This window comes from Actinokineospora alba (genome assembly GCF_004362515.1).
GTDB lineage: Bacteria > Actinomycetota > Actinomycetes > Mycobacteriales > Pseudonocardiaceae > Actinokineospora > Actinokineospora alba.
This window is the reverse complement of record NZ_SNXU01000001.1, coordinates 5,580,324-5,598,985: the sequence shown is the minus strand read 5'-3', so window position 1 is coordinate 5,598,985 and position 18,662 is coordinate 5,580,324. Positions and strand designations below refer to the sequence as shown.

Annotated in this window: 13 protein-coding genes and 1 pseudogene; 8 read left to right on the top strand and 6 right to left on the bottom strand. The window is 67.2% G+C overall.

Annotated features, from left to right (window positions below; translation table 11 throughout):
• Positions 1 to 709 precede the first annotated feature (709 nt).
• The 5 genes and pseudogenes from C8E96_RS25725 to C8E96_RS25705 all read right to left on the bottom strand — a co-directional run bounded on the left by C8E96_RS25725 (position 710) and on the right by C8E96_RS25705 (position 8,085).
• A complete protein-coding gene (locus C8E96_RS25725; protein WP_228769617.1) occupies positions 710 to 2,128 on the bottom strand; it encodes a protein adenylyltransferase SelO in 1,419 nt (472 codons plus the stop codon).
• Positions 2,129 to 2,781: 653 nt separating this feature from the next.
• Positions 2,782 to 5,643, bottom strand: coding sequence for a DUF4365 domain-containing protein (locus C8E96_RS25720; RefSeq protein ID WP_133794785.1), 2,862 nt, complete (start codon positions 5,641 to 5,643; stop codon positions 2,782 to 2,784).
• Between the two features lie 393 nt (positions 5,644 to 6,036).
• Positions 6,037 to 6,663 (bottom strand): hypothetical protein, encoded by a 627-nt coding sequence (locus C8E96_RS34230; RefSeq protein ID WP_091369343.1) that lies wholly within the window; start codon positions 6,661 to 6,663, stop codon positions 6,037 to 6,039.
• Positions 6,664 to 6,719: 56 nt separating this feature from the next.
• Positions 6,720 to 6,944 (bottom strand): annotated as a pseudogene (locus tag C8E96_RS34670) (hypothetical protein); the annotation flags it as partial.
• 652 nt (positions 6,945 to 7,596) lie between these two features.
• Positions 7,597 to 8,085 carry a hypothetical protein gene (locus C8E96_RS25705; protein ID WP_091369339.1) on the bottom strand — a complete coding sequence of 163 codons (489 nt, stop codon included), beginning with the start codon at positions 8,083 to 8,085 and terminating at the stop codon, positions 7,597 to 7,599.
• A 583-nt stretch (positions 8,086 to 8,668) separates the two neighbouring features.
• Here C8E96_RS25705 and C8E96_RS25700 point away from each other — a divergent pair.
• Complete coding sequence (locus C8E96_RS25700) at positions 8,669 to 9,541, top strand: alpha/beta hydrolase (RefSeq protein ID WP_228769616.1); 873 nt, start codon at positions 8,669 to 8,671, stop codon at positions 9,539 to 9,541.
• Between the two features lie 85 nt (positions 9,542 to 9,626).
• Complete coding sequence (locus C8E96_RS25695; protein ID WP_091369334.1) at positions 9,627 to 10,487, top strand: MBL fold metallo-hydrolase; 861 nt, start codon at positions 9,627 to 9,629, stop codon at positions 10,485 to 10,487.
• 459 nt (positions 10,488 to 10,946) lie between these two features.
• On the opposite strand, the gene C8E96_RS25690 is transcribed toward C8E96_RS25695, so the two are convergent.
• Positions 10,947 to 11,735, bottom strand: a complete 789-nt coding sequence (locus tag C8E96_RS25690) for an enoyl-CoA hydratase/isomerase family protein (protein ID WP_091369331.1) — start codon at positions 11,733 to 11,735, stop codon at positions 10,947 to 10,949.
• Between the two features lie 189 nt (positions 11,736 to 11,924).
• On the opposite strand from C8E96_RS25690, the gene C8E96_RS25685 reads away from it, so the two are divergent.
• The 6 genes from C8E96_RS25685 (at position 11,925) to C8E96_RS25660 (ending at position 18,354) form a co-directional block, all read left to right on the top strand.
• On the top strand, positions 11,925 to 13,520 hold the full coding sequence (locus C8E96_RS25685; protein ID WP_091369323.1) for an AMP-binding protein: 1,596 nt from the start codon (positions 11,925 to 11,927) through the stop codon (positions 13,518 to 13,520).
• Positions 13,521 to 13,567: 47 nt separating this feature from the next.
• Entirely contained in the window at positions 13,568 to 14,230 is a 663-nt protein-coding gene (locus tag C8E96_RS25680; RefSeq protein ID WP_091369319.1) for a CGNR zinc finger domain-containing protein, read from the top strand.
• A gap of 112 nt (positions 14,231 to 14,342) precedes the next feature.
• Positions 14,343 to 15,512, top strand: a complete 1,170-nt coding sequence (locus C8E96_RS25675) for an alpha/beta fold hydrolase (RefSeq protein ID WP_133794783.1) — start codon at positions 14,343 to 14,345, stop codon at positions 15,510 to 15,512.
• Positions 15,513 to 15,556: 44 nt separating this feature from the next.
• Positions 15,557 to 16,003, top strand: coding sequence for a CocE/NonD family hydrolase (locus tag C8E96_RS25670; protein ID WP_228769615.1), 447 nt, complete (start codon positions 15,557 to 15,559; stop codon positions 16,001 to 16,003).
• Positions 15,988 to 17,382 carry a recombinase family protein gene (locus C8E96_RS25665; RefSeq protein ID WP_091369311.1) on the top strand — a complete coding sequence of 465 codons (1,395 nt, stop codon included), beginning with the start codon at positions 15,988 to 15,990 and terminating at the stop codon, positions 17,380 to 17,382. Before C8E96_RS25670 ends, C8E96_RS25665 begins: the two co-directional genes overlap by 16 nt.
• A 621-nt stretch (positions 17,383 to 18,003) precedes the next feature.
• Positions 18,004 to 18,354 carry a hypothetical protein gene (locus C8E96_RS25660; RefSeq protein ID WP_133794781.1) on the top strand — a complete coding sequence of 117 codons (351 nt, stop codon included), beginning with the start codon at positions 18,004 to 18,006 and terminating at the stop codon, positions 18,352 to 18,354.
• Positions 18,355 to 18,662 lie beyond the last annotated feature (308 nt).

The window sequence follows — 18,662 nt, the reverse complement described above, 5'->3', positions numbered from 1 at the left end:
AAGGCGGACGCCGTCCTGATCTCCGGCTCCGGGGACATGTATCTCTACCCGAGCAACGGCCAAGCCCTGGGCGCCTCAACCTGGCTCGGCAACGGCTGGCAGACCTGGAGGGTCGGCCGGTAGCCGCCCCTCACTCGGTCGGCTGCCCGCTCTCGAGGCGGGGAGCCGACCGAGTGCGCTGAGTTGTCTGTCGGCGCCCGCCGGGGGGCCGACAGCGGGCGCGGTGGCGCCTGGCAACTCACCCGTTCAGATAGCGCTGGATCACCGGCCCGGCCAGCTCCGACCACCTCATCGTCGGACGCCGACGCCAGCGGCTCGACCCCGACCACGTAGCGGATCATCGCGAGGTCCCACGAGTTGGGCCGCCGGCGCCGTGATCCGCACGTTTGCCCTGGATCATCGCCAGGTGTGACTGCAGGGCAAGTGCGGTCACTTGCGCCTCCGTACCAAGTGGACAGTTCAACCACCACGCGCTTGATCACCTCCAGCGCCGCCGCGTCGGGATCCCCTTGGGGTACAACGCGTACCCGAGCCTCCGGGGTCACGTCGCCAGGCGCCCCACCGTCCAAGCGCGGCGCGTCCTGCGGTATCTCCATCGCCTGAACCCCTTCGTGTCGCCCGACCACAGCACAGCCTGCCGAGGAGCGGGCGCGACGGGGAGGGCGATCAGGTCGGCCGACTCGGCAGGAAGATCGGCCCGGATGGCGGCTCAGGTACCGCAGAACGTCCGGTATGCGCCCGAACCCGCCGGCGCAGGCTCGGCGAGTTCGGCCCGGTCCCCGCTCTCGGTGAACGGGTCGGTCACCGCGTCCAGCAGCCGCGTCAGCGGGGTGTTGTCGCCGTCGACGGCGGCGGCGAGCGCCTGTTCGACGAGGTGGTTGCGCGGCACGTACGCCGGGTTGACCAGCCGCATCGCGTCGGTGTCCGGCGACAGCGCCCGCCACCGCGCGAGCCAGCCGTCGATCGCGGCGAGGTCGAGCACCAGGTCACGGGCGGCGCCGGTGGCGAGGCGGCGGTGGAACGAGGTGTGGTCGACGTGGTTGTCGCGCAGGATCGTGCGCAGGTCCTCGACCAGCGTGCCGGCGTCGATGCCCTGGGGCAGGCCGAGTTTCGCGTGCGTGCCGGCGGTGACCGCGTTCTCGTACAGGCCGGGGAACGCGCCGAGCGCGTCGACGGCCAGCGCGATCGCCCGGTCCTCATCGTCGGCAAAAAGCGGCAGCAGGGACTCGGCGAGCCGCGCGAGGTTCCATCCGGTGATGCCCGGCTGGTTGCCGTACGCGTAGCGACCGCCGTGGTCGATCGAGCTGTACACGGTGGCCGGGTCGTACGCCTCCATGAACGCGCACGGCCCATAGTCGATGGTCTCGCCGGAGATCGTGACGTTGTCGGTGTTCATCACGCCGTGCACGAACCCGACCAGCATCCACCGCGCCACCAGCGACGACTGAGCAGCGACGACCGCGTCGAACAGCGCTAGGTACGGGTTCTCGGCGTCGGCGGCGGCCGGGTGGTGCCGGGCGATCGCGTGGTCCGCGAGACGACGCAGCAAGTCGACGTCGTCGGTGGCCCGCGCGTACTGGAAGCTGCCGACCCGCAGGTGGCTGCCGGCGACCCTGGCGAGCACCGCGCCGGGCAGCACCGTCTCGCGGCGGATCTCCCGTCCGGTCGCCACGACGGCGAGCGACCGCGTCGTGGGGATGCCCAGGGCGTGCATGGCCTCGCTGACGACATACTCGCGCAGCATCGGCCCGACCGCCGCGAACCCGTCCCCGCCCCGGGAGAACGGGGTGCGGCCGGACCCCTTGAGGTGCAGGTCGCGGGGCAGGCCGTCGGCGTGGACCAGTTCACCGAGCAGCAGCGCGCGCCCGTCGCCGAGCCGGGGCGAGTAGTTGCCGAACTGGTGGCCCGCGTAGGCCTGAGCGACCGGCGTCGCCCCCTCCGGGACGTGGCGGCCGACGAGGAACCGCACCCCGTCCGGGCTCCGCAGCCAGTCCGGGTCCAGCCCCAGGTCGACGGCGAGCAGGTCGTTGAGCACGAGCAGCCGGGGCGACGGCGCGTCGTCGGCCGCCCAGGGGATCGCCATCTCGGGAACGGCGTCGGCGAACCGCCGGCTCAGGGGGATGCTCACACTCGCCACGGTACGTGGCGGCGCCGACGGGCGGCCGTCAGGACCATGGGTAGGACGGCCCGCGTCAGCTGGGGGGTGAGCGGGTCCGCCGCCAGCCCAGCGCGAGTGGACGGCGCGAGGAAGTCCCAGAGCCAGGCCGCATCGCGGCGGGAGTGGAGCGGACCGCGATGGCCGACGCGATCAACACCGCGCAAGCCGAGCGATCCCCAACTCGCGCGGAGTTGACAACGCACCCGGCACCACGACGGTCACCGCCGCGGAGGGCAGCCAGATCGTGTCCTCGGGCTGGCTGGTTGTCCGCGTCTTGGAACACGAAGACCCGTTCCAGGGAGCACAGCGCATCAGCTGTTTGGTGCAAGATCGTCAAACGTGCGGGAAGGTAGTGCGCATATCCCAGAGGGATTTAAGCCCCCACGCGACAGACCAGGCGAAACAGGGAACTGTCACAAACCATGTGAAGAAACCCGCAGGTCAGAAGGTTGATGTTGTGTCCGAGGACCGAGTTACGCACTAACTACACGCCTGTGCTTGGACTCGGCCCGCAGTCTCCCAGGCTCTGCTCAGGAGGCTGCGGCGAAACCCCGCCCGTGGTGGCCAACTGGCGGCAGCGATCCTGACCGGCGCCGCATCTAGCTCTTGGCTTGCCCAACGGATTACCCCTGCCCCGCGGCCCACGAGCCATCGGGCACCGCCGTCTGCAGCCACCAAGGGGCAGCCGTGGTGCCGTCCGCCTCAAGCCCTAGGACCACCACATCGCTATTCCCTCGGATCTCGGCGAGGAGGCTCCCCGGGTTGGTTGCATCCGTCAAACCCCACAGCCCTACCGAGGTGTTGTTGACCAGCCGCAACCCCAGTTGCTCGGCCCGCGCCTGCTCGCCCCGCTCGTGAAGCGTTCGGATGAGGAACACCAAGCCGTGATCGGCACCCAGGGCTTCGGCATTCCCAGCGAACTCTTCCGCCATCTGGAGCTCTCCGCGCGTCGCATGAAACTCCACCAACGTGGCATAAGCGTCTCCCGCCCGGTCTTCCAGGTCGTTCGGGCCTTGCTCGTCTTCTGGTTGTTCCTCCTCTTGCGGAGGCGAGAACCTCTGGCGGTGCCAGAGCTCTTGCAGTTCTGTGACCAGCGCGGTTTCGCCCATTCCGTGCAGTGTGTCTAGGAGTAGCGGGGTGTAGGCCGGAAGGTCGAGCTCGTAGTCCTGGTCTCCGAACAATAGGGGCAACTCCCGTTCGGCACTGAGCCGCCTTTTCACTAGCGACCGCACCTTTCCGTGATTGCCCAAGTGGGCGTGGATCAACGCTAACCGCAATGGGTCGCGCACTAAATCGGGACGGAGCCTGTTCAGCAAGCGCCGCACCTCGGCCTGTTTCTCCTGGCTGGAAACGCGTAGCTCCAAGAGCGTAATAAGCCCCTCGGCATCTCCTGCTTCCATTGCAGCCAGGGCTAGCTGCTCAGCTTGGTCGAAATCGCCCACACTCTCTCTGAAACTCACCAAGTCCGCCAACACCGCCGATCTCGCACCTGGAGGGAGCGCGGAAATCAACTGTTCAGCCTCGTCGGGATAATCGAGGTCCCGCCATTCAACGATAGCGGAGAACCCTTCATGTGAACCCAAGTTCAGGGCACGCCGCGCGACCGATTCCGCGCCTACTTTGTCTCCAGCCTGCTCGAGCCTTGAGGCCAAGGGAGCCAGCGCCTTGGGATCGCCGAGTTCCACGGCCTGCCACAGCAAGTCGATCTGACGCTGGTCAGAGAGCGCTTCCCGTCCCCACGATGTCGCCCACATACGCAAAGCCATCGTCTCGCCAGCGTTGGTTGCGCGGAAAACGAGTTCTTCTGCGGCCTCGAAAGCCTTTTGGCGCGCACAATGTGCGGCGAGAGCAGTGATTCTCCGGCCAGCTACCTTGCCGCCCGCCACTTCGTAGAGGCGGAGTCCGATACCCAATCGGAGTCGGGACACGGCGCTGTCCGCCATACGGAGGCGGCTGTCGGCTGGGACGTTGCTCTCGGCGACCGCCGACCAGAATTTTGCGGGAGGGAACTCGGAACGGCGAAGTAGCCTGCCCTTGTGGTCGAGGACGTCGTCAAGCCGGTAGCCGCCTGTCTCCTGATGGAGTATGGGACCGCTCGCCTTGCCGGATCGGAGCAGATCCGCGACTGCAGTATCGAACCAGGTGGGACTGTCGGCAGGGGGCCTATCGGTTTCGGTGAGGTAGCAGCGGGCGGCGTTTCGTAGGAAGATCTCGGAGACGATCTCGTCGTGGCCGAGGCGGCGAGCGTCCATTGCGGCGTGAATTATGGCGCGTTCGGCCGCGGTGGCAGTGTCGAGGCGTTCAACAAGATCTACGGCTCCTGCGAGGTACTGGGTGACGCCGACGCCTGTGGAATGGGTGGCGGCCTCGGCGAGACGTTTGTCATCTGACTGTCGTGCGGCGGCGAGGTCGGAAGGGGTAAAGCGGTCTGGAACGCGGATGTGGGCGCCGTCTAAGAGGCGACGGGCGACGACGAAATCGTCTGGTTCCAAGTCGGCCGGTTTTCTGGTGAGCTGGTTCCAGTACTCGCGCCACAACGTTCCCCAGACTAGGACGGGGCCGCGGGTCTGGTCGCCGAGCAGTTCACGCAGGCCGTTGGCGATCTCGGCGCGGGTATCGGCCTCTGGATCCACCATGTACCGCTGGGCCTCGTTCAGCCACACCACCGTCTTGGGTCCGACGTGCGGCAACTCGTCCAGAAACCGCCGTGGGGGCAGAGGGTTCACTGCTGGCCATATTCGCCACCCAGCCGCGGCCAGGCTCATTCCGTCGACCCGCCGGTGCAGGGCCTCGTACAAGGCCCGTGTCTTGCCTGAAGCGGATGGCCCAACCAGCACCGCTATGCCTGAGCGGGCGTGCGGACCGAGGGCTTCCCGGACCTGCTCATCGAGCTGATGATCGTGTGTACGGACGAGGTAGTGCGGCGGCGCTTCGGCGTAGGCGCCGGTGCCGGGGAGGGCGGCGTGGACTTCGAGAGCGTTCGCAGTTAGTCCTTTCACCGGGGCGGTCACGGGCTGACGGTCGAGCCTGCTCAGGGCACCCGCTTCGGCTGCGGCCAGAAGTGGTTCCACGGCGGAACTGTCGAGGACGTGGTGGCGCGGCACGTAAAGCTTCCAGGTGCGTCCTTGGGTCCGTTCGATCGCAGACCTCGTGACCAACTGCCAATAGCAAAGTCTGGAGGTCAGATCGACCAGCACTACGGCGACGGGCAGCGAGTACTCCAACCAGTATGCGAAGTGGTCGCTGTCCGCACGGAACCACCAACCCCCATCGGTGGGCGAGCGAAAGTAGCTCGAGCCACTCTTGATCTGCAAGGCCAGGAGCCTTCCCAGCACGTTGCCGTCGCCGACGGCCTCAATGTGAGCGTCGATGCCGTAGTCCTCGACCGGCTGCTCGCGGAACACCCAGTCCAGGTGCTGTTCGACGGCCTGGCGGACCTGGGTCACCCCGGCGCTGGCGGTTTTGGCGGACTCGGGACGGCGCATCACGCCGCCATCCTGCCTCAGAACCCCGTCAACCTGAGCGCTGTCCCCGGGCACGCGTCGTAGGCGTTCGGCCCCAGTGCGCGGCCAGCTCTAAGCGGGGTGTTTTAGTTTGCCGCCTCTGCCTCGTGTGCCGGACTTGGCATTGGTTCTCGCACGACTCACCACGTTGAGGAGCGGGCTACATCAGGGTTGCTAGCTTGTGCCTATGGCTCTCGTTGTGTCAGCGCTCGCTCTGCTGGTATCGCTGGTATCGCTTGCTTGGCAGGTGGTCACCTGGCGCAGGCAAGTACCGACCTGGGCGGCTCGGGCCGCCGTTAGCACCTTCTGGCCCTGGGCAGGCCAGCAGTATGCGTCGGTGATAGGCCCATCCTCGGCCGGTTTCGGAGGTCGCCTCTACCGGCACCAATCGTCTGTCCTCCAACGGATCGCCCTCGAAGCGGGCGCCGCCTGGACGAGCCGGTCCAAGTGCGGATCGTCCCCAACAGACCAGATCACTGACCCAGCGACGCGCAGCATCGTCGTCCCCGGTCTTCCGAAGAACTTCGGCGGCGGCGAGCGCGGTTTCGGCCGCAACATCCAGGAGCAGGCCGTTGAGCGGGTGCTCAGGGTCGAGGTTGGCTCGGTCGATCTTGGTGAAGAACGGGCATTGAGGTGGCCCGCGAACGGGGACGGCGTCTTGTCGCCCATGGGTAGGAACATGAACATCCGGCCGCTCACCTCGTCTTGAGCTGGCACTGCCAGCGACACGACGGCGTCGTGCCAATCGGCCCATTCGTCCGACATTCGCTTGGCGTGCCGGGCGTCTTGGACGGCTGCGTGCAGCCTCTGTGCGGCAATGGCCGTTGATGCGACCGTGTAGCCGCCCAGGTCGCCGAGGTCGACGTGCGTGAACGACACGTTCGGGTCGGTGGCCAGGGCAAGGTTGCGTTGGATACGGGTGAGGGTGATCTCGGTGGACTCGCCCTTCTGGCGACGGATAACGGTGAGCGACCCGATGCGCTCCAGAACAGCAGCGTCCACTGCTCATTTACCCACTGATTGCACAAAGTGCGGCCATTCGCGTTCGGAGGCACCTCGACGCCCTCATTTTGAAATTCGTTGAGAAATGCATCGACCTGCACGTGCAGGCGGTCGGCCTGGATCGACCTGCGATCACGGGTGAAGGTGCACCGGAACACTGCGATCCGGAACGCTGCCCATTTCCTCGATCCAGGTGATCGCCCGGCCTTGCCGTAGAACGGGTTGTAGGGCGCCGGGGTTCGAGCGACAGTCGCAGTTGGGTGCGCAGTTGGGGTTCCCATTCGAAGGTAGGTCGGCCGAAGGCCGCGATGGCGGACACCCGGCGGCTGGCTCCTCCAGAAGGCGCTCCGGCACGAGGGGCCCAGGTGGGCACCGACCGTCCTTCGTCTCGAGAGGAGGCATACGGCTGGCTGTCTGGCGTGGCAAGGAAGTTGAAGATCCTGTTCCTGTCGAACCCGGGAGCGCGACTGCAAGCCAGGTGTCCCGGCTAGGCCCCTCGGAGGCCGGCTCCGCTGCCGGCGTCGTCGATCCAGGCGTAAGGAGTCGGCGGTGACGGCCCTGGTGCTGCGGGCGTGCACCGTCGCGGCGCGCTCGGCCCATGCCGCGGCGGTAAGGGGGCCGCGATGCAGCACAACACCAGCCGCTCGACCCGCCTCGGGCGCATACGCGGTGAGCCACATGCCGGTCATGCCCCGAGCGAGATCCGTCCATGTCGACGAGGTGCTGTAGCGGGGCCATCTTGGCATGCAAGCCCTCTTTGGTGCCCGGTTCGAGCCGATGACGCAACGCGGTGCGCGGCGAAGCCGAACGCTGCGCAAACCGTCTCGTCCGTCGCTGCGGATCCCTTGAGAATCGAGTGAGCCACTCGAGCCCCGGCTCGGATCGCCAGCTGCTCCGCCCACGTCACGGCATGGGCGAGCGGCCGGTGCCCGGCTACTTCACCCTGGAAGTGAGGCAATCGCTTTGGAGAACGGTGTTGCCGGCGAGGTCGACGACACGCGCGATGACGTCGTAGCGCACTCCGTCGACGAACGGCGCGCCGCGGCTGATCTGGAAGTGCAGCGCGCCCGCACCGCCGTTCGAGGTCGTCAGTGTCGGGTCGCCCGGAAGTGACAAAGCCGTTGTGCCCGTGCAGACACCGTCCGGGTTGAGGTCGACCCAGCGCAGGATCTTGTAGCCCGTGTCAGGCGCGAGGCCGTGCACGTTGACCGTCCCCTGGCCGTCGAAGGTGTCGGCGCCGACGACGTCGTGTGCGGTGGGCGAGATCCCGATTGCCCCGCCGCCGCTGCCGCCGCCGACGGGCGTGAGCTTGCTATGCGTCCCCGGCTCGGCCTGAGCGGCCCCGGCGAGTGCACCGCTCAGCGCGACGAACGCCGCGAGGAGCGTGATCGAATGAACCGCGAGGTGCTTGATCGAGCGCATCGTTTCCCTCGTTCCTCTGTGCTTTCACGACACCACAGAGGTGTCGTGCTGTCCGATTTCCCTGATGACGCGTGCTCGGCGACCGTCATGCGACGACGATCGCGGTGCGCACGCTGCGGCCCCGGATGTGGAAAGCCGGGCTTCGGTGACGCTGGGGCCACCTTGGTGAACGGCACCACGCCGGACTGAACGGTACGCTGTTTGTCTCTGTCGTCAAGGTTGCAGGCAGGAATTCTCGCGCAGCCCCTCGACTCTCTTGTGCGACGTATACAAAAGGCGTACGGTTCGGTCTTCCTTGACGTCGAGAAGTGATGGACTGGTGCGTTCGATGACGAACAGGCGAGGGCACGGGCGGCGGTCCCGTTTGACGTGGATGTCGAGTGCGCTGGTGGTTCTCTGCGTGGCGCCCATGGCGGCCTGGGGGCCCGCGCACGCTGGACCGGCGAGCGACCCCGCCGTGGTCGCGGCTTCCACAGCTCCGGACAACGACCGGGTGTGCGAGACCAGCCGTGTCCCGGTCGACCTGCAGCCGGGCATTGTGGTCGCGCCTGGGAGCGACCTCGGCCCGACGTTCGATCAGGAGGTGAGCCGCCAGTACCTCCTGGTGAAGCTGTGCCTTCCGGCGGGAAGGGTTCCGCGGGGCGTTCAGGTGCTTGTCCACGGGATCACCTACGACCACCGCTACTGGAACATCGCAGACCCCGATGACCCTGACGTCAATACCTATTCGTGGGAGTACCACGCCATCCGCGCCGGGTACGCGACGGTGGCGATCGACCGGCTCGGCAGCGGTCGCAGCAGCCACCCGCTGAGCACTTTCGTTGACATCACGTCCAACTCGACCGCTCTCCACAACGTCGTGCAGGCTCTGCGCGCGGGTGACGTCGCAGCGCCGGGCGGACGCCGGGTCGCGTTCTCCGAGATCGCGCTGGTGGGTCACTCGGGCGGCAGCATCACCAGCATGATCGAGGCGTCGCGCTTCCGGGACGTCGATGCCGTGATCCTCACCGGCTTCAGTCACAAGATGAATGTCGACGCCGCGCTCAACATCGCCGCGAGCTCGTACCCCGCGGTTCTCGATGCGCAGTTCGCCGGGACCCTGCTCGATCCCGGCTACCAGACACCTCGACCCGGCACACATCGAAGTCTCTTCTATTCGCCGGGCACGGATGTCGACTCGCGCATCATCGAGCGCGACGAAGCGACCAAGGGCACGTACACGCTCGAGGAGATCGACAACCTCCCGCTGGTCCTGCGGACCCGCCTCAAGATCGACGTGCCCGTGCTTCTCCTGAACGGGACGCTGGACGGCATCTTCTGCAGTCAGTCCCCTTCCCTGTGGACCTGGGAACCGAGTGTTCCACCGACGCGCGCGTCGTCGAGCAGGAACGCCCCTACTTCCCTGACGCCCCATCGCTCAGCTCGATCCTCATCCCCGATCTTGGACACGATCTGAATGCGTTCCGTCAGGCGAGATCAGCCTTCCAGGGGGCCAACTCGTGGCTCCAGCTGACCATGCCACCCGCAGGAGGAGACGCACGATGAAGTACGAGCCGCACTACGAGGTCCACGTCGAGCCGCAGATCCCCCAGTCGGGCCGTGGCCCCCTGCCCGACGGCAGTACGCGGATGTGGTCGCCGATCGCGAGCACCCTGATCAAGGGCAGCCGGAGCGCGGTTCTCGTCGATCCGCCGATGACGACGGCGCAGGCTCACGCCGTGCTGGAATGGGTGCGATCGAGCGGCCGCGAGCTTGAAGGCATCTACATCACGCACGGGCACGCCGACCACTGGCTGGGGGCGGTTCCCCTCGTCGAGCGGTTCCCCGAGGCGACCGTGTACGCGACCGAGGCCACCCAGCGAATGATGAAGAGCCAGGGTTCGCCGGAGTTCCGGGCCGGCTTCTGGGACAAGATCTTCCCGGGTCTTCTCCCGACGGGGGAACTCGACGTCCAGGTGGTCGGGCCCGAGGGTTTCGAGCTTGAGGGCACCCGGCTGCTTCCCCTCGAAGTGGGCCACACCGACACCGATGACACGACGATGCTGCACGTGCCCGACATCGGGCTCCTGGTCGCTGGGGACGTTGTGTACAACGGCGTGCATCCCTACCTCACGGAGTCCGGGGGTATACCGGGCATCACGTCGTGGCTCGCCGCGCTCGAGTTCGCCGCGGACCTCGCGCCGCGAGCCGTGATCGCCGGACACAAGGCACCCGAGGCGTCGGACGACCCGATCCAGATCGAGCAGACGCGGCGCTACCTCGAGGACGCACGTGAGCTGATGGACATCGCATCGGATGCTAACGCGTTCTACGACGGGATGCTCGCCCGGCACCCGGACCGCATCAACCCGGGGGCCTTGTGGGGTGCCGCCGTCACGCTGTTTCCCGAGTGGGATTCCTAGTGTCGCGTTAGTACGCGCCACCGACCAAACGCGACCTGTACGCGATCTTCCCCGCTCCCGCTCGCCTAGGGCATTCCTGCTCAACGAGAGGGCTGCCCGGACTTCACCTCACTGGGGTGAGGGCCGGGCAACTCGGCCGCGCGAACGGATCAGAGCGCGCCGCCATGGCTGCACCCCGATGGCCCGCCACAAGCGGGCCATCGGTGCGTTCCCTACCCCGAGCCCGGCTGGCGAGCAGGCCGGACGACCAGTGCGTCACGCCGAGCTTCTTCGGTGGTGGCTTCGACGTCATCGCCACGACCGCCCGATGATCGACCACCCGCCGCCCGTCCCGAGCGCGGCTCATCGCGCATGGGCGGTCCCGGGCTCGGCACGCACGGGGACGCCGGGTCCTTTCGACTGTGCGGTCGTCATTCGACGGTGCGGTCGATCGACGGGCCCGGCGTCGGCGGCTTCGTCTCAGCGGCCCTGAAAGTCGAACTTGGGGCGAGGTGCGCCCGACACGTAGGCCTCGACCGCGGCAGGCAGGACCTTGCGCACGTCCTCGGTCTCGAACAACGGCATCGCGATGTCGAACATCGCGTCGTCGGTTCCCAGCGCGCCGAGCGACTCCCAGGCGCGCAGCAGCGCCTTGTGCGCGGCATGGGCACGAGTCGGCCCCGCGGCGAGTCGAACGGCGAGCTCCCGTGCTCGCGCCTCCACCTCGCCGTCGGGCACCACATGGTTCACCACGCCTACCTCCGCCATGCGTGCGGCGCTCACCTGCTCGGAGGTCATCGCCCACTCCAGCGCGCGGGCGCGCCCGGCTCGTGCGGCCAAGCGGTACACGCCACCGAGCAGGGTGACGATTCCGATCGTCTGCTCCGAGTGCGCGAAGCGCGCCGATTCGCCCGCGAAGATGATGTCTGTGCGCAGGGCCAGTTCGAAGCCGCCGCCCGAGCACAGCCCGCGCACGGCGGAGACCACCGGCATGGAGACCCGCTCGAGCCTGTTGAACGCGGAGATGTACCCCTCGAACTTCCCTCGGAGCTCAGCGATTTCCATGCCCGGCCACGGTGTGATGTCGCCGCCGTAGCTGAAGTTCTCGCCGGTGGATCGAAGCAGGATGGCCCGGGCTCCGTCGACATGTGCCTGATCGATGGCCGCGACCAGCTCCTCGCAGAACTGGTCACCGATGCGGTTCTGCGGCGGGTTGTCCACGACGAACTCCGCCACCGAGTCCTCGATCGAGTAGTGCAGGTGCGGCATGACTGGCTCCTTAGCGGGCGGGCGCCCAGTGGGGTGCGGACGAGCACGGCCAGAGCCGGGCAAGTGATGAACCGCCGCGACTCATCGACACCCGACAGTATCAAAAGCTCTTTGCTTATGTCGACGAGATTTGGCGGGAATCTCGGATCGCCACTGGACTGACGTAGGCATATGATGTACGTATATGTCATGAGTGACACACTTCCATTTGCCGCGACCCCCCTCGCGCCTGCCGACTTCCTGGCCCGGTCGGCAAGCGTCCACGGAGACCGGATCGCGGTCGAGGCATCGGGGACCACGCTGATCTACCGCGAGCTCGCGAGGCGGGCCGGTCAGGCCGCAGGCCTGTTCGCCGACTTGGGCCTCGAGCCGGGAGGCAGGGTCTCGGTGCTGGCCCCCAACTCGGTGGCCGCGCTCGAGGCGCACTTCGCCGTTCCGTGGGCAGGTGGTGTGCTCAACGCACTCAACACCCGGCTGAGCGCCTCGGAACTGCGCTACATCCTCGAGCACGCCGGGACCAGTGTGCTCATCGTCGACCAGTCGCTGCGCGTCGTCGCCGAAGAGGCGATCCGCGGCCTGACTTCGCCACCCAGACTGTTGTTGTCCGGTGATCCCGACACCGAGTACGAACGGCTGGTCGCCGCCGCGGCGCCCTTGCGTCAGGAGGTCGCCGACGAGATGGCGATGATGGCGCTCAATTACACGAGCGGCACCACCGGGCGACCCAAAGGCGTCATGTGCTCCCACCGGGGCGCCTATCTGCAGGCGCTGGCGATGGTCTCGCACCTGGGACTCACCGCTCGGTCGAGGTTCCTCTGGACACTGCCTATGTTCCACTGCAACGGATGGACGCTCCCGTGGTCCGTCACGGCCGCCGGCGGGCGTCACGTCGTCTTGGACCGCCCCGACCCCGACGCGATCTGGGACGCACTGCGCGGCGGGGTCACCCATCTGTGCGCGGCCCCCACCGTGCTCACTCGACTGGCCGCCTTCCCCGGGGCCGCACGGCTCGAGCAGCCGGTGACCGTCGCCACCGGAGGGGCGCCGCCCTCCCCGGCGCTCCTCCGCGCCCTGGGCGCCCTGGGCATCGAGGTGGTCCACGTCTACGGACTCACCGAGACCTATGGGCCGGCCGCCGTGTGCGACTGGCGTCCGGAGTGGGACCGCCTTCCCGAGGAGGAACGGGCCCGCCTCAAGGCCCGCCAGGGCGTGGCCAATGTGGTCAGCCGGCCCTTGCGTGTCCGCGCGTCCGGCCGCGACGTGCCCGCTGACGGGACGACCATCGGCGAGATCCAGCTGCGCGGCAACAACGTGATGCTCGGCTACTACAACGACCCGGCCGCCACCGCCGCCGCGACCGACGAAGGATGGTTCCGGACCGGCGATCTCGGGGTGCTGCACCCCGACGGGTACGTCGAGATCCGCGACCGCGCGAAGGACGTCATCATCTCCGGTGGCGAGAACATCACCTCGATCGAGGTGGAGCAGGTCCTGGACGCGCACCCAGCCGTCCTCGAGTCGGCTGTCGTCGGCCTGCCGGATCCGGAATGGGGCGAGGCGGTCGTCGCGTACGTCGAACTGCGACCTGGTGCGTCCGCCACGGAGTCGGAGCTCGTCGAGCATGTCAAGCAGCGCATCGCCCGGTTCAAGGCGCCTCGGCGCGTTGTTTTCGGCGCCCTGCCGAAGACCGCGACAGGGAAGATCCAGAAGTTCAAACTGCGCGAGTCCCGGCTCGACGAGAGTCGCGAAGAGGCGCCGCTCGAGAAGGCGCCATCATCGACATGAACATAGGCGAACTGGAATAGCTAGTGTCATCCCCGTACGCTGGTCGTATGACTTGGACAGCGACATCGCGATACGGCCTCGACGTCGCGCCCGATGGGCTCGCGCTCGTGCACGACTTCCTCAACACGGCGTCCGCCGATTGGCCGCGCAAGCCCGACCTGCTCGCGGATCGGGCGTTGGCAACCGAGTGGATTGGTTCGGCACTGGCCACCTGGGCAAGCCAATGGGGCGCGCCCGTCCTCGATGAGGTCGATCTGGACACGCTTTCCGAGCGCGACCTGGCCGTGCTGCGTCGGGCGCGTGCCGGACTGCTCGAATCCCTGTGCTCTCGCGACTTCGGCACGGGAGGCTCGGCGGGCGGTGGCGACGGCGACGCGCTGGCCGGCCTGGCGAACCTTGAAGTGGCCGTGGAGGCAGGCTTCGGCCTGGACGGCATCGTGCACTTCAAACCCAAGGGCCGCGGGTGGAGGATGCTACTCGGGCCGGTGGCACTGGAGATGCGGCGAGCCCAGGACGCCGGGGTCTGGGCGCGCCTGAAGACCTGTAAGAACGAGCGCTGTCGCGGCGCGTTCTACGACCGCTCCCGCAACAACAGCGGCGTCTGGCACGACGTGCGCACTTGCGGGAACGTGGCCAACCTCCGCGCCTCGCGGGAGCGTCGCCGTCAGGCCGCCGAGCAGGCGGTGGGCAGGCAGGCGCGTACGCGGTAAAGGCCTCATCCGGGCGTCGACGTCGACCGGGAGTGATCTTTCGGAACCTCCCCACAGCTCTTGTGTGACATAAGCAATCGGCGTACGGTTGAGTCACCTTGAGGAGGCTCCCGTGTCCATTGAACAGCCGCGCAACCCCCTTGTCGTCCTGATCCACGGATACCTCGACGACCCCACGGTCTGGCGAGATGTCGCTGAGGCCCTGCAAGGTGAGGGGATCCGCACGATCGCCCCGGAGATTGCCCGACACACGGGGGAGCTGACCCTCGACACGTTCGCCGACCGCGTCACCGAGGTGACCGCGGCCGCGCTGGCGGCCGAGGACGTCGAGGGGGTCGTGCTTGTCGGCCACAGCATGGGCGCACAAGTCGCCGAACTCGCCGCGCGCGACATCGGCGACGCCGTAGCCGGCTTGGTGCTCCTGACGCCCATCCCGCTGCAAGGACTGGCACTGCCGGACGAGGTGGCCGGGCCACTGCGTGGCTGCGCCGGCAGCACCGAGATCCAGCGAGCCCTGCGCAGCCAGTTGTCGGCCGCCCTCGACGACGACGCGATCAAGCGCCTGGTCCGGATCGGGGTCGACGTGCCGAAGGGTCGCGTGGAGGGCTGGTTCGACGCCTGGACGACCGGCGACGCCCCGGCCGCTGGTCAGGCGCCCCCGAGGATCCCCACCATGGTGCTCTCCGGCGGGGAAGACCCCTTCGTCAACAAGGACATCCTCGGGCTGATCGAGGCGCGATTCGGCGACGCGGTCCAGCACAGCATTCCCGGCGCGGGCCACTGGCCGCACGTCGAGGCACCGGGCACCGTGGCCGCGGAGCTGGTGTCCTTCCTCCGCGCCGTGGCCGCCGCGCGCGCCGACGCCACCGTCACCGAAGACGGGTGGACCGGGGCGTTCGCCGCAAAGCAGAGCGACGCGTTCGCCGCCACCCTCGCACCTGACGTCGCCCTCCACGCATCCGCGCTGCGTCGACCGGTGACCGGACGCGACGACGTGGCATACCTGATGGGCGAGGCCAGCCAGATCTACGAGCAGCTCGAGTTCGTGCACGAGGCGAAAGACGGTCGGTTGACCTTCCTGGAGTGGCACGCCAGGACCCGCTCAGGAGTCTCGCTCGAAGGCGTGACCGTGCTCGAGCGGGACGACGCCGGGCTGATCTCGCGCGTCGCCATTCACCACCGCCCGCTGGACGGGGTGCTGGCCTTCTCCGCCGAGTTGCGCGACCGCACGGTGGGACGCCTTGGCGACGGCTACCTCTGGAGCGCCACGTCGCAGGCGTGACCCGAGCCCCTCCAGCAACAACCACCTGAGAGACGGGAAAGACTGTGCCTCTCGAAGACCAAGGCGGACCCTTCACCGTCACCGTCGAGCGTGGCGCGGTCATGCTGACCCGGGACGGCAAGCGGCTCTACGCCGACATCTACCAACCACACGGCGAGGATGCACTCCCCACGCTGCTGCGCAGGACGCCGTACGGCCGGACCCAGAACGACCTTGCCGAAGCTTTCAACGAGGCGCACTACTTCGCCTCCCACGGGTACCTCGTCGTCGTCCAGGACACTCGCGGCCGCCATGGTTCCGAGGGGGTGTGGCACCCGTTCGTCTACGAGGCACAAGACGGGTACGACGCCGTCGAATGGGCCGCGTCGCTACCGAAGTCCAATGGCCGGGTGGGGATGTTCGGCCAGTCCTACGGCGCCATCTCGCAGTACTTGGCCGCCACCCAGCGCCCACCGCATCTCGTCACGGCGGTGCCATGGACGCGCAGGTGATCAATGAGGGGCGTCACCAGGGCGGACGCGCGCCGTACGGCTACGTGGTCGTTGACGGCGGGCCGCATCCGAATCCGAGGAAGGCGGCGGAGGGATTCAGGCTGCGGCTGCTCGCGATTGACGAGCCATCCGCCGAGGCGGTTCGGCGGATCTTCTCCGAATATCTGGATGGAGCTGGTGATCGGGCGATCGCGGCGGGGCTCAATCGGGACGGGATTCCATGCCCATCGGCGCGGCGGCCGGATCAGAATCGGCATCGACTGGCGGACGGTTGGCAAGGGAGCACGATTCGCGCGATCTTGGAGAACCCGCGCTATACGGGCTATGCGGTGTTCGGCCGGTGGGTCAAGCATGAGACGTTGGTGAACCCGGACGACGTGGCGGCGGGGCACGTAGTCCGCTTCCGCCGCTCGGCTCCGGAGCGGATTGTTCGGTCCCGAGAGCAGGCGCACCCGGAGATCGTTTCGGTCGAGGTCTTCACACAGGCGCAGTTGATCCGTCGATCGCGGGGGTCGGGCGGGATGAGGGGGATCGCGAAATTGGAGCGGACGCGCACAGGCGGTAAGCGCCCGTATTTGCTCCGCGGTTTGATGAGGTGTGGCGTGTGTCTGCGGAAGATGCAGGCAGAGGGAATTCGAAACGGCGTTTACTACCGCTGCATTGCTCGAACTCTCACACCCGGATCGGCGGCGCTGGCCGACCATCCGAAGACGGTCAATCTTCGTGAGGATCACGTCGTGCCCGCGCTCAACAAATGGTTGGGGACTCGGTTCAGTCGGGACAACGTCGAGGGCACGGTGGCGGAGCTGATCGGCTCCCAGGACGCGACGGTGGAGACGGGGAAGCACGAGAGCGCCAAGCAGCGGTTGGCAGACGCTAAGACGCGCCTGAAGCGGCACACGGCGGCCATTGCGGCTGGTGTGGACCCGGCTGCGCTGGTCGAGGCCATCAACGAGGCTCAGGCGGACCGAGAGGCCGCGCAGGCCGAGTTGGCGGCCACGCCCGCCGAACCCACGATCAGCGAGGCGGAGGTTCGCGCGTTGGTGGACAAGCTCGGAGACGTCGGAACCAAGATCGAGACGGCCCGACCGGAGCGTCTGCCGGACATCTACGCGGAGATGGGCCTTGAGCTGCGATTTGAGCAAAAAGAAAGGGCCGTCTATGTGACGGCCCGTCCCCGTGTGTTTAACGACTGTGTCCGAGAGGGCGTCCCTAACACGCAAAACCGGGCAATCTCCCGTGAGGAAAACATCACGGTGTGCCACAACTGCAGCGTAGCAGAGACGAATTGGTTTGATCCACTCCGGGATATTGCCCGTACCGCAACGTGTTCACGCCGCCACGCAAGGGCCTCCTGCGGAAGCGTCCGTTGTCCATAAAGGACCACGTGACTCGCGCGAGCGTCATCCACAAAAGGCATTTTGTCGCTGCGGTGCACGCCCACATCTCACCCGAGCGGCCGCTGGCCCGCCTTCGAGCGGCGGTCGGACGAGGGGCTCGGTCTACGCAGCTAGAGCGGTCCGCTCGGCGGACTCACGTCCCGATCACGGGCGAATCGAGATGTAAGAGCGGAGCGCGCCTGAGCGACGTCGATGGTCGCAGGCAGAACCTGCTCGCGCGGTGCGAAACACAGCATTGCCGCACCTGAGCGGACACCGTCATCGACGCGCGCGCCGAGACGATCGACACGCCTTGTGGCGACGCGCCAGAACACCACCGCGTGCGCGTTAGTCACCCTGATATCGACCGAGGTGCCCGATCCCACCCCAGCCGGGTGAACAGACGCGCTTCTCACTGATCCTGCCGTCAACGTCGAAGGCAGCGATCGCGAAACGATGCATCTGTTCTGTCGCACGCGTGCCAGCTTCAGCATCGATCGAGAACCGTCCGAAGTCCTAGTTGCGCTCCACCGGTTCCTTGACGCACTCACTGTCTTGCAGAGTCATCTCGGCACGCTTATCCCGATCGCGGGACCACCATCGCCCAGCGAGTATGAGGAGTTGCTTACCATCGCCGACGCGCTCGCCGGTCGACCGGCGCCGCTGCGTTTCCAGGCGTTGACGGCGACAGTCCGCGCCGGTCACCTTGGCAGCTTCCTGAGTAAAATTCCGGAGATCGCGGCGGGTATTACGATCTCCCACGGTGACTACCCTCTTACCCTGTTCGGACGAGACTACGCGGTCCCAGGATTGGCGATGCGTTCCCCCAAGACAGTGTTGGTGAACCGGGCAGAACTGATCGCCATAGTCGCCATGCAGAACGCCGAGTGTGAAGCTCGGTTCGAGCCCGAGCCGGGCACGAGTTTCCTTTTGGTCCGAGGCGTCGACTCCAAAGATCGACTGGCCGAATAGCGAATGGCACGGCCAGTTGCCCATCCGATTGTGGATCGTGTTGGCGCGTCTGTTTAGCTCAGCTTGAGACTTTGGATGACTTGGCGAGATGCGCCAGACAGTCCTTCGACGCTGCCTGTGGTCTCGGGTGCAGCAGCACCTGGTCCGCAACGACGGCTGGGACTGCGCCCAACCTTCACTCGTTCGGAGCCATCGAGCGTCAAACCGGCGGTTCGCGCTGTTCATCGAGGGCCCCGCGTGTGGGTTCGACGGCGAAACTCGAACCCACACGTAGGTTTGACGCTCTTGTCGCCGTGAAGGCGTTGGTG

Coding starts and splice junctions, on each gene's coding strand:
- C8E96_RS25665 (WP_091369311.1), top strand. CDS start 15,988: ATGGACGCGCAGGTGATCAATGAGGGGCGTCACCAGGGCGGACGCGCG.
- C8E96_RS25705 (WP_091369339.1), bottom strand. CDS start 8,085: ATGCGCTCGATCAAGCACCTCGCGGTTCATTCGATCACGCTCCTCGCG.
- C8E96_RS25690 (WP_091369331.1), bottom strand. CDS start 11,735: ATGCCGCACCTGCACTACTCGATCGAGGACTCGGTGGCGGAGTTCGTC.
- C8E96_RS25685 (WP_091369323.1), top strand. CDS start 11,925: ATGAGTGACACACTTCCATTTGCCGCGACCCCCCTCGCGCCTGCCGAC.
- C8E96_RS25720 (WP_133794785.1), bottom strand. CDS start 5,643: ATGCGCCGTCCCGAGTCCGCCAAAACCGCCAGCGCCGGGGTGACCCAG.
- C8E96_RS25680 (WP_091369319.1), top strand. CDS start 13,568: ATGACTTGGACAGCGACATCGCGATACGGCCTCGACGTCGCGCCCGAT.
- C8E96_RS25695 (WP_091369334.1), top strand. CDS start 9,627: ATGAAGTACGAGCCGCACTACGAGGTCCACGTCGAGCCGCAGATCCCC.